Source organism: Acinetobacter sp. 16 (assembly GCF_033439925.1).
GTDB lineage: Bacteria > Pseudomonadota > Gammaproteobacteria > Pseudomonadales > Moraxellaceae > Acinetobacter > Acinetobacter junii.
Genome location: NZ_CP137746.1, coordinates 2534406 through 2549987, shown reverse-complemented (window position 1 = coordinate 2549987; position 15582 = coordinate 2534406). Strand labels below are relative to the sequence as shown.

10 protein-coding genes and 1 pseudogene are annotated in these 15582 nt (G+C 37.7%); 6 read left to right on the top strand and 5 right to left on the bottom strand.

All coding sequences use genetic code 11. The annotated features are described in order from the left end of the window. Positions 1-116: 116 nt before the first annotated feature. Both R2H34_RS12340 and R2H34_RS12335 read left to right on the top strand, forming a co-directional pair. Positions 117-1730 (top strand): vWA domain-containing protein, encoded by a 1614-nt coding sequence (locus R2H34_RS12340; protein ID WP_004908265.1) that lies wholly within the window; start codon positions 117-119, stop codon positions 1728-1730. Between the two features lie 110 nt (positions 1731-1840). Beyond that, complete coding sequence (locus R2H34_RS12335) at positions 1841-2155, top strand: DUF5713 family protein (protein ID WP_004963525.1); 315 nt, start codon at positions 1841-1843, stop codon at positions 2153-2155. A gap of 28 nt (positions 2156-2183) precedes the next feature. On the opposite strand, the gene R2H34_RS12330 is transcribed toward R2H34_RS12335, so the two are convergent. Continuing rightward, the gene (locus R2H34_RS12330) at positions 2184-3788 is read right to left on the bottom strand and encodes an alpha/beta hydrolase family protein (protein ID WP_282896705.1); all 1605 of its coding nucleotides are present in this window, start codon (positions 3786-3788) and stop codon (positions 2184-2186) included. A gap of 110 nt (positions 3789-3898) precedes the next feature. Next, on the bottom strand, positions 3899-4843 hold the full coding sequence (locus R2H34_RS12325; protein WP_318342279.1) for a DMT family transporter: 945 nt from the start codon (positions 4841-4843) through the stop codon (positions 3899-3901). Positions 4844-5225: 382 nt separating this feature from the next. On the opposite strand from R2H34_RS12325, the gene pnuC reads away from it, so the two are divergent. Continuing rightward, positions 5226-5807, top strand: coding sequence for a nicotinamide riboside transporter PnuC (pnuC, locus tag R2H34_RS12320; RefSeq protein ID WP_151958630.1), 582 nt, complete (start codon positions 5226-5228; stop codon positions 5805-5807). A 23-nt stretch (positions 5808-5830) separates the two neighbouring features. On the opposite strand, the pseudogene R2H34_RS12315 reads toward pnuC, so the two are convergent. Both R2H34_RS12315 and R2H34_RS12310 read right to left on the bottom strand, forming a co-directional pair. Beyond that, positions 5831-6966: pseudogene (locus tag R2H34_RS12315) on the bottom strand (glycerophosphodiester phosphodiesterase). A 152-nt stretch (positions 6967-7118) separates the two neighbouring features. Beyond that, positions 7119-8732, bottom strand: a complete 1614-nt coding sequence (locus R2H34_RS12310) for a phosphoethanolamine transferase (RefSeq protein WP_151690920.1) — start codon at positions 8730-8732, stop codon at positions 7119-7121. A 318-nt stretch (positions 8733-9050) separates the two neighbouring features. Between R2H34_RS12310 and R2H34_RS12305 the strand changes: the two genes are divergently transcribed. From R2H34_RS12305 to R2H34_RS12295, 3 genes are all read left to right on the top strand, one after another. Beyond that, positions 9051-12155 carry a multidrug efflux RND transporter permease subunit gene (locus R2H34_RS12305; RefSeq protein WP_282896707.1) on the top strand — a complete coding sequence of 1035 codons (3105 nt, stop codon included), beginning with the start codon at positions 9051-9053 and terminating at the stop codon, positions 12153-12155. A gap of 299 nt (positions 12156-12454) precedes the next feature. Further along, positions 12455-13792 carry a magnesium transporter gene (gene mgtE / locus R2H34_RS12300; RefSeq protein ID WP_151958634.1) on the top strand — a complete coding sequence of 446 codons (1338 nt, stop codon included), beginning with the start codon at positions 12455-12457 and terminating at the stop codon, positions 13790-13792. Between the two features lie 78 nt (positions 13793-13870). Then, the gene (locus R2H34_RS12295) at positions 13871-14455 is read left to right on the top strand and encodes a DUF4112 domain-containing protein (RefSeq protein ID WP_004908234.1); all 585 of its coding nucleotides are present in this window, start codon (positions 13871-13873) and stop codon (positions 14453-14455) included. A 74-nt stretch (positions 14456-14529) separates the two neighbouring features. Here R2H34_RS12295 and htpX read toward each other — a convergent pair whose 3' ends face one another. Beyond that, the gene (htpX, locus tag R2H34_RS12290) at positions 14530-15435 is read right to left on the bottom strand and encodes a protease HtpX (RefSeq protein WP_318342278.1); all 906 of its coding nucleotides are present in this window, start codon (positions 15433-15435) and stop codon (positions 14530-14532) included. Positions 15436-15582 lie beyond the last annotated feature (147 nt).

Genomic DNA, 15582 nt, shown 5'->3' with positions numbered 1-15582 from the left:
AAGAGAAATTATGAAGATAAAGATACATTAACATACGGTGTATCTTTATTTTTTTACGTAGAATATTAATCAAAAGATATATTTAAAAAATTGAAATTAGATCTAGGGGTTTTAAGATGTATCAATCAAAGAAAATTTTGAGTTTAGCAGTACTCAGTTCTATGCTCGTTGCTTGTGGTAATCCAGTCAGGGAAACAGGCATTGTTGCTATGTCACCGCCGCCGACTGCGCACATGTCTTCGGAAATGGCACGTAAGATGGTTACACCGTCTTACATAGCTGCAATCCCTGCACCTGAGCGAGTAAAACTTGAGGCAAACACAGAAAAATATCAAAAGAATGAAGTCAATCCAGTTCATCGCGTAGCTGAGCGAGCAGTTTCTACTTTTAGTATCGATGTTGATACAGGAAGTTATACCAATACAAGACGTTTTCTAAATGATGGTCGCTTGCCTCCTGTTGATGCTATTCGTGTCGAGGAAATGATTAATTATTTTGATTATCAATATCCTCAACCTGTTGGAATCCATCCATTTTCAGTGACAACAGAAACTGTTGATTCTCCATGGAAAGAAAATGCCAAATTAATCAAAATTGGCATTCAAGCAAAAGATTTATCAGTCAAACAGTTACCTGCTGCTAATCTTGTTTTTTTAGTCGATGTTTCAGGCAGTATGGATGATCCAGATAAATTGCCATTAGTAAAGCAAACATTAAGAATCTTAACTGAACAGCTTCGTCCCCAAGATAAAGTAACGATTATTACTTATGCGAGCGGGGAAAAATTAGTTTTAGAACCCACCTCAGGTGATCAAAAAGATAAAATTCTTCGTGTAATTGATGAGCTTCGTGCGGGTGGGGCTACATCAGGAGAGCAGGCGATACAACTAGCTTACAAACAAGCTGAAAAAGCATTTATTAAAAATGGAATCAATCGCATTTTATTGGCAACGGATGGCGATTTTAATGTTGGAATTACAGATTTTAGTACCTTAAAAGGTATGGTGGCTGAGAAGCGTAAAAGTGGAGTTTCTTTGACTGCATTAGGTTATGGTACAGGTAATTACAATGAAGAATTAATGGAGCAAATTGCTGATGCAGGTGATGGTAATTACTCTTATATCGACAATAAGAATGAAGCTAAAAAAGTCGTGCAACGTCAGTTATCTTCAACATTAGCCACTGTCGCTCAAGATGTTAAAATTCAAGTTGAATTTAATCCAGCAACTGTTAAAGAATATCGATTAGTTGGTTATGAAAATCGTATGTTGAAACAGGAAGATTTTAATAATGATAAAGTTGATGCTGGAGATATTGGAGCAGGACATAATGTCACAGCACTATATGAAATTATTCCTGTGGGTCAGCAAGGCTGGAATAATGATTCACGCTATCAAGCAAGCACAAAAATCGATGCTTCAAAGAAAACAGAATATGCATTTGTAAATTTGCGCTATAAATTGCCAAATCAAGATAAAAGCATCTTATTGAATCAAGCTGTTCAGCTTGGTAGCAAGCCTCTAGAAAAAGCCAATAGTGATACAAGATTTGCGATTGCAGTAGCTTCATATGCACAGCAATTAAAAGGTGGACAATATAATGGTGCAGTGGGCTGGGATCAGATCATTCAACTTGGTCAGCAATCTACTCAACCTGATCCATATCAAATGCGTGCAGAGTTCGTAGAGCTTGCTAAGATCGCCAAGAATTTAAGTGCACGAAAAGATTAAAATCTGTTTTCTAAAAAGCGGTTGATAGAGCCGCTTTTTTTATGCCTAAATATCGTGCTTTACATGAGATTGTGATATAAGCATGTCGTTTTATTGATGTATTCATTTTTATGTTTGAAAATTTACTTCTCCCGATGTTTGATGATGATTATTATCCCGATATTCTCGTAGCTGAAATCAAACAACATATTAAGCAATTTTCAAAGAAAGTCAGTCGGTCTGATTTATCTGAAATGGAAATTTACGCAGTAGCTCATCAAACGATGAAAGAAATCAATGAGATGAAACCTCAGTTTGAAGATTTAGAGTCAAGTCTAGATGATACAGCTGCAGATTATATCGCTGAAGCTATGATGATGATTGTTCAAGATGCAGGTTATCTTGATATCGAAATGGAAGAGTTAATTGCCAATCGAGAGTGGTAATCACACTCTCGATATAATTATTTAATAATTACTGCTGAGTTACCTCTTTTTCACTCCATAATTTAGGTAACTTTATTTGGCCAGAAATCCAAGCTTCAACTTTGTTCTGTTTTACTCTTTTGTAATATTTACTTTGACTATGAACGAGTAGCCCAATCGTATCTCCTTGTTGAAGATGGGTATTAATACTTGGTAACTCAACATCTTGATAATTCTGTGTCTTTAAATTTAATCCAGAAATAATTTGGTCATAAAGCTGCTTACGTTTTGGGTTAAATGGCGTTGTTTGTTCATTAAGAGTCTTATATTTCCCTGTTTGAGCTGACTTGACTGCCATTGAAATAAAAAAAGTTGCATCATCATTTTCTGTTTCGACAGCAAGTGACAATAAAGATGATCCTGTGATGAAGCTTTTTTGATTTGCTGTATGGATAGGAATAAATACATCCTGAGTTGTGTTTGGTGCAATCCATTTTTTGTTCAAATCGTAGGATGTAATCGGTTTTAAATCATTGATTTGGATTACTGGACTTTGATCAATACAGACTTCAGGAAGTTCAGATGATGAATTTTGATCTTTTAGTTTGAGGTCGAACCAGCTTATTATGGTTTTTTGTAAATCGTAGCTCTTTTGATTCCCACAACGAATAGATTTTCCAATATACCAAAAAGGTGTACTGCCCAAAGGAGAGTGTTGAGCAAATGGCTGTAGATGCCCACCTTCGACACCGATCAAATGAACTTGACGATTCGCTTCTTGCAAGCATTTTGTTGCTTTCACACCTTCATTAAATGGGAAAAGTACATCTCTAAATCCCTGAATAATTAAAGCATCAGCCTGAGGACGTTGTTCACGTTGGCAAAACCAGCTAGCTTGATGTGTTTTTAGAAAATCATAAATGGAAGGGTTGAGTTGTGGCTGTTGAGTATCTCGATATGCTTGTTTTAATTCTGGGTCGAATTTGTTCCAGTTCCACCAGTCTCCAATCAGATTTAAGAAATCAATCCAATTACTTTTTGGCACACCATTTGGGGCTAAACTTTCAACAATATCGTACCATGTCGTAATAGGCACAATTGCTTGTAATCGTTTGTCTAAAGCTGAAGCAATATATTGCACACCGCCTGCATAGGATTCACCAATCATTCCAGCACGAACACCATTTTGATTTTTAGCCAGTTGCGGTAAATTTTGTTCAGCCCAATTTAAAATCGTAATGACATCTTGTGCTTCTTTTTCAGGGTCTGTTAAGCGAATCTTTCCTTGACTCCCCCCATGTCCTCGTTGATCAAAACTGATGACCCAATAGCCTTTTTTCCAAGCTGATTTAGCGACTTGTCCGGTTGGAAGTAAAAAACCATACAAGCTTAGTTCAGGACGCTTCATGCGAGATAGGCCGAAACCATGTGTATGGAGGATTAATGGGGCAGTTTGATTTGTTGATAGTTTGGGTTGATAGACGGTAAAAGCAATCAAGGTTCCATCAGAAGCTTTTGTTTTGACTTGATAATAACGTTGTTTTAGCTCAGTCGTATGAGCTTTAGAAATTTGATTTGGTTGAACAGTGGCATGCACACAGCCTTGTAAAATCAAAAATACAGCGAACCAAATCCATAAAAGGCTACTACGCATTGATTCTTTCATCCTTGAATAAATCTTTCTATAAGTAGTGTAACTGTAGCATAGCGGGTTATGCTATCGACGAGTCGGTCATTTTTCTGACCAACTCGAGTTCTGATTAGCTAGAATTTAGTTCTAGGATAGGTATACGCAAAAAGACCAAAACACAGCAAGCCCAATCCAGTAACCAAATATATATGGATTTGCTCATGATTAAATAAAGTACCCCAAATTGTTGCCAGTAATGGTGTAATAATCGTAATGAGCATGACTGTTGTTGGATTGAGTTTCTGGACTAAGTGGAAATAAAAAATCATAGCCAAAACTGAAGAGCACAAAGCACTATAGAGTAAAGCTATAGAGGTTTGAATGCTTGGCAGCTCTGTTGGAATTGCTGACAGAAAAAAGGGAAGTAGGCATACATAACCTAACCATGACACGATCGTTGAACCTGTCATTTGAATGATAGGGTGTATATCAGCTCCAACTCGTGCAATTGCAAACATAGATAATACATAGAGCATCACTGCAATGATTTCATAAATCACACCTACAAGATCAAGTTGAATATCGCGTGAACCGATACCCATTGTCAGTAACAAGCCTATAAAGGCAATCGTCAGACCAAACCATTGGCGGTTATGAAATCGTTCTTGTTTAAGGATAAAAACTGAAATCAAACCTGTCCATAAAGGTGCTGTTCCATAAATGATTGAAATCATGCTCGATGAAACTCGAGTTGCTCCCATATAGCAAAATGTCATAGAACCAAATAATCCCAATGCACCTGCGATATAACTCATCAGTGCCTGTTTACTGAGGGTTAATTTAAGTCGAAAGCAGACTAAACAAATGAGTGCTAAAGGAATGGCCAAACTGAATCGGATAAACAAGCCCCACGCCCAATGAATCTCATGCACGGTCCAGACGGCTGCTAATGGAGTGAGCGACCAAATCAATACAACCGCAATAAATTGCCCGACTGTAGCAAGGCGAGGGTGAAACATCGCTACAGTCGGCGAAGTCTGTGTTGGTGAAATAAAATTCTTTTGTTGTAACTGTGTCATTTGATAACTTCCTTATGGATAGGTTTTTTTATGCAATAAAAAAGGTCGCTGTTGAGGCGACCTTTCTGCTGTGAATGTTTTATTTAGTCATTCATTTGATCAACGTTAGAAAAGTTTCCTCGCATAAAAATGCAGACACGTCGCCATGCTGCATAGGCTGAGACGCGATGCGAAATTTGTACTAAGCGTGGAGAAAAACTTTTCGATTTAGTCATAAGAGGTTTAATTGAATATTTGTAATTTTTATAACATAAGATATGTTTAAAAAATAGCCATATTTATAGTGGCAATAAAATAGATTTAAGGAAAATCATATTTTAAAAATTGATTACTAAATAGAATTTCTCATAATAAATAGATCGGACTACATTGAAGTATTAATTTGTCTAATTTAGAAATTTTCGCCGTTTTAATTAGTATTATTGGCGTTAGCTTAACCATAAAGCGAAATATGTGGTGTTGGGGATTTAATGTATTCGCATGTGTTCTCTATGCATATCTTTTTTTTAATTTTAAGCTCTATGGCGAAACGATTCTACAGTTCTTCTTTGTAGGTATGAATCTATATGGATTGTATGTATGGCTGACAGGAAAACGCCAAGATCATGAAATTCGCGTTGAAACAATAAATATAAAATCGATGTATCTGCAAATAATTTTAGCGTCGATTGGTGGTTTGTGCTTCGGTGTGTTCCTTAAGCAATTTACGGATGCATCTGTTCCAATGCTGGATTCACAGTTAGCAGCATTTAGTTTACTAGGAACCTATTGGACAAGTCGAAAATATATTGAGACTTGGGTTTTATGGATCGTCGTTGATATTGTTTATGTAGCTATGTTTATCTATAAAGAATTACTGTTAACTGCAGGCTTGTATGCGGTATTTGTAGGTTTAGCGGCTTATGGATGGTGGCAATGGCAACAGGTAAAGCGTAATCAAATAGTAATGAAAGGAAATGGGTAGTCTGAAACTACCCATTTTTTGATTTATTGTGCAGAGGTAGTTAAATAACTTTGTACTGCTTTGCGCCCAATAGCAGGATCATCAGTAAATACACCGTCAACACCTGCTTTAAAGTAGAGTTGCATTTCTTTGATAGAGCCAGACTCACAACGTTCGTCAGCTTTTGAGCTGCATTTTAATGATTCAGCTAAGAAATTATTCTCAGGTCTGAAAGTATAAGGATGAACCTTTAAACCGACTTGGTGTGCATCTTTTACAAAGGATGTGGTTTCAGTCATGCTTGCATCTTTAAAGACATATACTTTCCATGGTCCAACACCATTTGCATAGCTTGCCACTTCTTTTAAGCCTTGAGCGGTTGCCATATCTCCATATGTTGTCGAGATTTGTTTTGCAACATAATCTGCTGGTCGAGCTGATTGTTCATCGTAAAGTTGGATGAGTTGTGCGTGTTTGAGGCTCTTGTGCAAATCTAACTGTTGTTTAAGGTATTTTAAATTGCTTACTTCAAATGATTGAAGATAGATTGGTGCAATATCTCGACTGTATTTATATTTAGATAAAGTTTGAAGTAAACGATCTTCCATTGCTAGATTTTGATTTTGGAAATACGTTGGATGTTTCGTTTCTATATATAAGCCGACAATCTTGCCTGTTTTTTGTAATGAGCATCAGCAAGTTCAATTATTTGCTCTAGAGTCGGAACTGGATATAAATCATTGTATTTAGTATTTTCTGGTCGATACTGTGGAATTCGTTCACGCGCTTTCAGTTGCTGTAGCTCATTTAAGGTAAAGTCTTCTGTAAACCAGCCTTCAATACTTACGCCGTCAATGACTTTAGTTTTTTTACGATTAGCAAATTCTGGCAATTCTGCAACATTGGTTGTTCCACTAATTTCATTTTCATGACGTGCGACTAACACACCATCTTTGGTCGAAACTAAATCGGGTTCAATGAAATCTGCACCATCTTCGATAGCTTTTTGATAGGAGGCGAGTGTGTGTTCTGGGCGTAGAGCACTAGCACCACGGTGACCAACGACTAAGATTTTCGGTAGCTCATAATTCGGTTGTTTGGAGTTGGTTTGATCATTATTGTCATCATTACAACCAACTAAACTGAGTAAGCTCAGGCAAATCACTGCTTTTTTTAACATAAATTGACGCTTTCATTTTTAATTAAAGCAGTCAGTGTGCAAATTAAATTTATCAAACGGATGACAATAAGATGATAATTTTATGAATTTTTTATAGATAAAAATAAACCCAGCTTAACCTCTTGATCAAACTGGGTGAGATAATAATTTTCTTAGGATTTATTTTCCCAATACGGCCAATTTGCCTCAGGTGTAAAACGATAATCTTGATCTAGCCAATACGAATGATTGGAAGAGGATTTATCTTTCAAGCCCATGATATGCATTAAATTCTGATCCAGTTCAGCAGTATTGAGATTTGTGTCTTTATTCACGCCTGTTAAATTTAACTTATCCGACCACATGATGACAGGAACTTGGTAGCCTGCTTTGGTCGTTGGGCTATGACCAGCATAATCTAGTTCATGTCCAACTTCATTGCCGTGATCTGAAACTACCGTGAAAGATCTAAAATCAGGTAAATGATCAGCTCTTAAAGTGTCCAGCATTTTTGCCAATAAATGATCTTCATATAGCACTGCATTGTCATAATCATTACGTAAGGAACGAATCCAAGGATCGATATTTCGTGCTTTTAAATCTGATTCAACACGATCATTACTATTACTATTAAATTTATTGAATGTCGTTGGGTAGCGTTCTTGGTAATTAGGATGAGTCCCGATCAGATGTAAAATAATAAGTTTCTTTTCGACGGGATCAGCAAGTGCCTGCTGGTAAATAGGCAGTAAATTTTCATCTAAAGATGAGCTGCTACGACCTGAACGGGTATTTTTATAAATAGCTTGATCCGCATAAGAACCAAACAATGATGATAGATAACTATCATCTTGATTACTTAGCCAATAAATTTTATATCCTGCTGCTCGAGCATAAGCCAATACACTTTCGGGTGAATATTTTTTATGTTCTGATGCAGGGCTTTCAGTCAATAAAACACGTAAAGCATTGATGGTAGACGGTGATGGCGAAAACGCATTACAAAAAATTTTAATCTCTGAAAGTCGTTTATTCAACTCTGGAGTGGTATCTCTAGGGTAACCGCAAATGCCAAGATTCAAACTGGTTAAGCTTTCTGAAAGCACTAGGACATGGGTTTGTTTACCTTTGGCCTGTCGCGTCATGACTAGATTTTTTTCAGCACTTAAATCCCATTGCTTATGTACATTCTTATGTTGTTTTACTCGCCCGCGGAAATCTTGAATCTTAGTTTGATACTCTGTCCAAAAAATAAGAGGATGCACCTTGCGAGAAGGTTTCATCAAATAGCTAGTCAGACTTAATACGGTAAGCAAAATGATAAATGAGCGAAAGATTTTACTTTGCCAAATTTGCTCTACATGTTGAACTTTAATTAATTTAAAGACTGCAAAACTATGCAGCGCGATGAGAATAATTAAACTGATAAAAACAGTAAATACTGCGACTGAATGAAGTTGCAGAAATTCCCAAATTTCTTGGCGATTAGTATTGGCAATCGCTTCAATAATAAAGTAGGCTTCACTATCACTACTAAAAAGAAACCATGTACTTGATCTAAGCAGTGAGTCGAGTAAAAAAATAAACCACCACAACAAAGAAAAAATATACCAATATGTTTTTCTTCGCGTGATCGCAAAGTAAGTAAAAATAACGCCTGGTAGGGATAAAAAACCTAGGCGTAAACCATCTGATAGGTTTCCTGCAACAATTAACAAACCACCTGTAACGAGAGCAGGCAGCAGAATAAGTAGCAGAATATTAAAACTTTTTAAGCTTGCCGTCATAAATGTCAAGTACAATGGGAGAGAGAGCCGAACACGCTAATATCTGTGGAAGTTCTTGACCTGTCAATCTGTATTTGTGAAGTATTTGATTGTGCAGTAAATTAATTTTAAATGTATGATCTTCATTTCAAAATGCTTCATACATTTAAGATGTGAACCTTGTAATAAAATCCATTATTTCTCCTCATTTCCTTCGATTTGAAATGATATGTTAAAAGGCATGGTGTTTGCTTAATTGTTCAGTAATGATCAAGAACTTAACTACTCTTATTAGTCTCATTTAACAATTGACTGTTTCAGAAAATGGAATGAACAGCCATGCTATCCAAGTTTTTTATTGAGCGACCAATTTTTGCCACCGTACTCGCGATTATCGTTATGGCGGTTGGTTTTTTTTCGATACAAAATCTCCCTGTTGAGCGATATCCAGATATCGCGCCTCCTCGAATTACTGTTTCTGCAACTTATAGTGGTGCAGATGCTCAAGCTGTTGAAGATAGTGTTACGCAAGTGCTTGAACAACAGATCAAAGGAATCGACAATTTACTGTATTTTAGCTCCAGCAGTGATGCGAGTGGTAATAGCCGAATAAGTTTGTTCTTTGATCAGGGCACAGATCCAGATCAAGCACAAGTCCAAGTCCAAAATGCAGTTAATGGGGCAATAAATCGTCTGCCTGAAGATGTTCAACGTCAAGGGGTGAACGTACGCAAGTCATTAAGCGATTCATTTATGGTGATTGGTCTAGGTGATAAATCTGGACGTTCAACAAATTTAGATATTTCTGACTATTTGACCAATAACTTTGAGCTTAATTTGAGCCGTATTGAAGGGATTGGTGAAGTTAATATTTTTGGTTCGCAGTATGCAATGCGAATTTGGTTAGATCCACAAAAACTACAGAGTTATCAATTACAAGTTAGTGATGTTCGATCAGCATTAGAAAATCAAAATACTCAAGTAGCTGCAGGTGCAATTGGAGAACTCCCTTCGGTTGAAAATCAATATCTGAATGCGAAAGTGACTTCAGGGTCTTTGTTGCGAACACCTGAACAATTCGAAAACATCGTCGTAAAAGCAAATAATGATGGGCAATTTATTTATCTAAAAGATATCGCACGAGTTGAAGTAGGAGCAGAAAATTATCAGGTTTTTAACCGTTTAAATGGTTATCCAGCATCAGGTCTTTCGCTGTCATTGACCGTTGGTGCAAATGTAATGCAAGTTGCTGATGCAGTATATAAAGAGGTCGCTCGATTAGAAAAAGCATTACCTGAAGGGTATTTTGTGGTGTATCCACGTGATGATACTCCTTTTGTAAAAGAGTCTATGTCACAAGTGGTTTCGACATTAGTTGAGGCAATTATCCTCGTTGTCTTAGTGATGTTTATCTTCCTCCAAAACTGGCGAGCAACACTCGTTCCTGCTGTGACCGTACCCGTTGTGATTTTGGGGACGTTTGCTGTTTTATCTGTTTTAGGGATGAGCATTAATACTCTGACATTATTTGCGATGGTATTGGCAATTGGCCTGTTGGTCGATGATGCGATTGTTGTGGTTGAAAACGTTGAACGTCTTATGCACGAACAGCAATTAAGTGCTAAACAAGCTTCGATTCAGTCCATGCAGGAAATCAGTGGAGCATTGGTCGGGATTACGTTGGTTCTAACTGCGGTTTTTATTCCGATGTCGTTCTTTAGTGGAGCAACAGGCATTATCTATCGACAGTTTTCGATAACCCTTGTCGTTGCCATGGTGCTATCACTTTTTGTTGCTTTGATTTTGACTCCAGCGATGTGCGCCATTTTACTCAAACCGCAACAGAAACAGGCGAAATGGGCGATCTGGTTCAATAATAGTTTGGACAATATCAAAACGCGTTATTTGAAGTTTTCAAGTAAGGTTATTGGTTTTAAAGTATTTTCTTTAATCGCGATTGTTGGCTTAATTGCAAGTTTTGTTTTGGTTTATCGAATTCTTCCAACGAGTTTCCTACCTCAAGAAGATCAAGGTTTGCTGGGAGTACAATTTACGCTTCCACAAGGTACACCGATGAGTAAAACAGAAGCGGTAGGTAAGACGATTTCTGATTATTTCCTTGAAAATGAAAAAGCAAATTTGAATGGTGTCATGGTCATCCATGGTCGAAATTTCTCTGGTACAGGACAAAACCTTGGACAAGCATTTATTTCTCTTAAACATTGGGATGATAGACCTGGTTCAGAAAATAGTGCTCAACAGATTCGTGCTAGAGCGATGCAATATTTTTCCAAAAATAATCAAGCGCGAATCATGGTGATTATGCCTTCAGTGATTCGCGGTTTAGGTAACTCAGACAAAATGGATTTCTGGCTTCAGGATACTCAAGGTCTGGGGCGGGATAGTCTTGTGAAGTCTTTTGAAGCTTTACAACAGCAGGGCAATCAGCAGGATTCTGTAGAGAATCTCGATAAAAAAAGCAATGATGATCAAGCCGTATTAAATATCAAGATCGATTATAAGGCTGCGATGATTCATGGTCTTAATGTAAATGATATTAACCAAACTTTATCTACTGCTTGGAGCGGAAGCTATATCAATGACTTTATTGATCGTGGACGGATCAAACGTGTCTATTTACAAGGTGATGCACCATATCGTTCAAAGCCTGATGATCTAAACTATTGGTATGTAAAAAATGCCAGTGGACAAATGGTGCCTTTTACTCAATTCAGCCAAATAGATTGGCAAGGTGCACCACCGATGTTAGAGCGTTTTATGGGTTACCCTGCGATCAATCTCGAGGCTGATGCAGCTGCTGGTTTTAGCAGTGGGCAAGGCATGCAAGCGATTCAAACTTTAGTAGATCAAATGCCCGAAGTCGGATTGGAATGGAGTGGTTTATCTTATCAAGAGCAACAATCGAGTAATCAAGCGATTTGGTTATATCTGGTTTCAGTCGCGTTTATTTTCCTTTGTTTAGCAGCACTTTATGAAAGTTGGTCTATTCCATCTGTTGTGATGGCAGCCATACCTTTAGGAGTTGGAGGAACGATTATCTTTAGCTATCTGTTTGGCTTTGCTAATGATATTTATTTTCAGATTGCACTATTAACCACGATTGGTTTGTCATGTAAGAATGCAATTTTGATGGTTGAGTTCGCAGCAAGCTTACAGCAACAGGGTCGCAATAGTTTAGATGCAGCATTGCATGCGGCAGGTTTACGTTTAAGACCGATTCTGATGACATCAATTGCTTTTGGTGCGGGTGTTATCCCATTAATGTTTTCAACAGGAGCAGGAGCGCTGAGCCGACAAGCGATTGGTTTTAGTGTGTTTGGCGGTGTGGTTTTTGGAACTGTTTTGGTGCTGATATTTATTCCATTTATGTACGTGTTAGTCACACATTACTTTAAGCCTAAAATGAAAACTGCAAAATTATAGATTATTAAAACTTTAAGTTTTACGAATGAACAATTTGATAGGGGGTATTTTACCTTTGACTCAAATTGTTCATTTTTGTTGTGTAGGTTGAGTAAAAAAAGAAATATTTGTAGTATTGCCCTGCCGTATAAGCGGTTCTAAGAGGTTTTGTTCCCTAAATGGAAATACATAGTTGTGATTTATTCATAATTTCACATTTTTTTATTCATCAAAATCAGGATGAAGAGCTTCTTTTATCAGTCAAATAATTGACTGTACATCACTCTTCATTGCTGATTATTTGTAGTGAAGAGATCCACATGAGCTATAACAACTTTTTATATTTATTAAGCGACGCGTTAAAAAATAATCATATCGAACTCGCTCTAGCATCACTAAAAACATTTCGCCCTGTTGATATTGCAGATGTATTGACCCAGTTATCTTTAGATCAAAGTCAATTATTATTGACCCATTTGCCTGATCGTGCCTACGTGTTTTCATATCTAGCACCGAATGAACAAGTCAAATTGGCAAAAGCCATGTCACGAAATACCTTGGCTGAAATCATAGGTGAAATGTCATCTGATAAACGTGCAGATGTATTTAAGTGTTTGGATGAAGATCAACAAAATGCACTGTTGCCTGCACTCGCGCAGGCTGAAAGAGAAGATATTCGCCAGCTAGCATCCTATCTTGAAGGAACAGCTGGTGCGATTATGAGTTCGGAATATGCAACCTTAAAGCCTAATATGCAGGTCAATGAGGCGATCAAAATGTTGCGTTTAGAGGCCCCTGACACTGAGATGATTTATTTTGCATATGTTCTCGATGAAGCTAGAAAGCTTCTAGGTGTATTATCCTTAAAGCAACTCATCTTGGCAGCTGAAGATCAAAATATTAATCTACTTATGGAAACCAATGTACTGACAGCTTATGTCGATACAGACCAAGATGAGGTTGCAAAGACCATTGCACGTTATGATCTATTGGCATTGCCGATTATTGATCGCAAGGGCATGATGGTCGGTATCGTGACCTATGATGATGCGATGGATGTTGCTAGTGAAGAAGCAACAGAAGACTTTTTAAAAGTAGGTGCAGTAAATGCATCATCGAAACTTAGTATTAAATCTGCTCCGATTGTTCAGCTCTATCAAAAACGTGTCTTTTGGTTGGTGTTTTTAGTTTTTGGTAGTTTGCTTTCGGGTATCGGAATAGCACACTACGAAGATGTGATTGCCCAAAACTTAGTTTTAGTTTTTTTCTTACCGTTACTTGTGGGGAGTGGAGGAAATGCTGGTTCGCAATCATCTACTCTGATGGTGAGAGCTTTAGCGACAGGCGATGTCCAATTTAAGGATTGGTTTTACTTACTCGGACGTGAAAGCCTAGTCGCGTTGTGTTTGGGGGGAACAATGGCGATTGCCGTATCATTACTAGGTTTTTTTCGTGGTGATGAAATGGTGGCTTTAGTCCTTGCCCTAAGTATGATGGGAATCGTATTGATGGGGTGTTTGATTGGTATGAGTTTGCCTTTTATTCTGAACAAAGCTGGTTTAGATCCTGCAAGTGCTTCTGCGCCTTTAGTTACTTCGATTTGTGACGCGACAGGTGTCATTGTTTATTTGTTTATAGCTTCAATGATTTTATTCTAAATTTTAATAATAAATGTACCGACAAAATCTAAAAACTACTTTATTCTCAAACATAAACGTAGTTTTTAGGTTAGGTTGATGACTGGTCAAACAGAACAAAAAAAATTAACTCAACAGCAAGCAATCGCAGTCGAGCGAGATTTAGCTAAATTTGCCAACACAATGGATAGTTTAGTCCGAATTCCTTTCACGAAACAGGGCGTTGGTGCGGATGCTGCATTAAGTACAATCCCATTTGCAGGAGATATTGCGGGTTTCATTCTGACCATGTATGCCTTTAAAAAGGCAAAAGAAGTTGGTGTACCGCAACATAAATTAGCTGGTGTAATTAAGCTTGCCATTCTCGATATGCTGGTTGGATTTGTACCGATTGTTGGGACACTATTTGATGTATTTATACGTCCAAGTCGTAAAACATTAGAGATTGTGCATGACCACATCCGAGAAGAATACCAAGTGCATAGTGATATTCATGTGGTACATCCTTTTTTGCATGAGTCTTTGGAACAAAAGCAAAAGACCTCAGCATTTTGGCGTAATCCTATTGTAAGTTGGATTTGGTTACGTATTCCTGATCTATTAGGAATTGCTGTATTGATCTTACTGATTCTCGCTGTTTGGCTCGGTGTCAGTTATTTATGGCAACTTTATCAGTCATTCTAATCGGCTTAATTTGCACTCATAAATATAAATAAAGCCTCCATTAAGGAGGCTTTATTTTGTTTAATCTATTTGAATTATTGAACATTTAATTGTTGTAGAGCTGCTACACGTTGTTCAATACTTGGGTGAGTTTGGAATAAAGCTGCTAAGCTGAAACCTTGCTCTTTACCTTCAGTAATCGCAAAAGCTTTCATTTCTTTTGGCATTTGATCAGGCATCTCTGATTCTGCTTGTAAACGGAGTAATGCCGAAATCATCGCTTGTTTACCCGCTAAACGTGCTCCAGCCTCATCTGCGCGGTATTCACGTTGACGAGAGAACCACATCACGATCGTAGAGGCTAAAATACCAAATACGATATCGAGAACAATGATAATTGCGAAGTAAGCAAGACCAGGTGCTTCTCCATCTTCACGACCAAAGACATTGCGGTCAATGAAATCGCCTGCTACACGTGCAAAGAACATCACAAAGGCGTTCACAACACCTTGTATCAATGCCAAAGTAACCATATCACCATTTGCAACGTGACCGATTTCATGTGCAAGAACCGCACGCAATTCATCTTTATTCATTCGCTCAAGTAAGCCAGTTGATACAGCTACTAGAGCATCATTCTTGTTCCAACCCGTTGCAAACGCATTTGATTGGTATGACGGGAAGATACCCACCTCAGGCATTTTGATACCTGCACGTTGGGATAATTGAGCAACTTCTTGTAACAACCACGCTTCAGCCTGATTTCGAGGCGCATTTGGGTCAATTAATTCAGTTCCAGTGGTTTTTTTAGCCATCCACTTCGACATGAAGAGGGAAATTAATGAACCCACCATACCAAAGACAAAACAGACGACCAAAAGGTTGCCTAGATTCAAGCCACCCGCGCCATGGTAACTACCGACACCGAAGAGTGACAAGATAATGCCAGCTACAACCAGTACCGCGAGGTTGGTTAGCAAGAACAAACCAATCCGCATCATTGAGAAAACCCTCATGTAAAGAAAAAGTAATCTGATTTATAAATTTAAATCATGATCATAATATGCAGGGCGATGCTTAAAAATTCAAGCAAAAAATGGGCGTAGATACATTAAGCTAATAAAACAATGAACTAGTATTTAAACAGT

What these genes read in the sequence shown, in the direction of transcription:
- R2H34_RS12310 (WP_151690920.1), bottom strand. Translation starts at nt 8,732, where the DNA reads ATGACGGCAAGCTTAAAAAGTTTTAATATTCTGCTACTTATTCTGCTG.
- R2H34_RS12295 (WP_004908234.1), top strand. Translation starts at nt 13,871, where the DNA reads ATGACTGGTCAAACAGAACAAAAAAAATTAACTCAACAGCAAGCAATC.
- htpX (WP_318342278.1), bottom strand. Translation starts at nt 15,435, where the DNA reads ATGATGCGGATTGGTTTGTTCTTGCTAACCAACCTCGCGGTACTGGTT.
- R2H34_RS12325 (WP_318342279.1), bottom strand. Translation starts at nt 4,843, where the DNA reads ATGACACAGTTACAACAAAAGAATTTTATTTCACCAACACAGACTTCG.
- R2H34_RS12335 (WP_004963525.1), top strand. Translation starts at nt 1,841, where the DNA reads ATGTTTGAAAATTTACTTCTCCCGATGTTTGATGATGATTATTATCCC.
- R2H34_RS12330 (WP_282896705.1), bottom strand. Translation starts at nt 3,788, where the DNA reads ATGCGTAGTAGCCTTTTATGGATTTGGTTCGCTGTATTTTTGATTTTA.
- R2H34_RS12305 (WP_282896707.1), top strand. Translation starts at nt 9,051, where the DNA reads ATGCTATCCAAGTTTTTTATTGAGCGACCAATTTTTGCCACCGTACTC.
- R2H34_RS12340 (WP_004908265.1), top strand. Translation starts at nt 117, where the DNA reads ATGTATCAATCAAAGAAAATTTTGAGTTTAGCAGTACTCAGTTCTATG.
- mgtE (WP_151958634.1), top strand. Translation starts at nt 12,455, where the DNA reads ATGAGCTATAACAACTTTTTATATTTATTAAGCGACGCGTTAAAAAAT.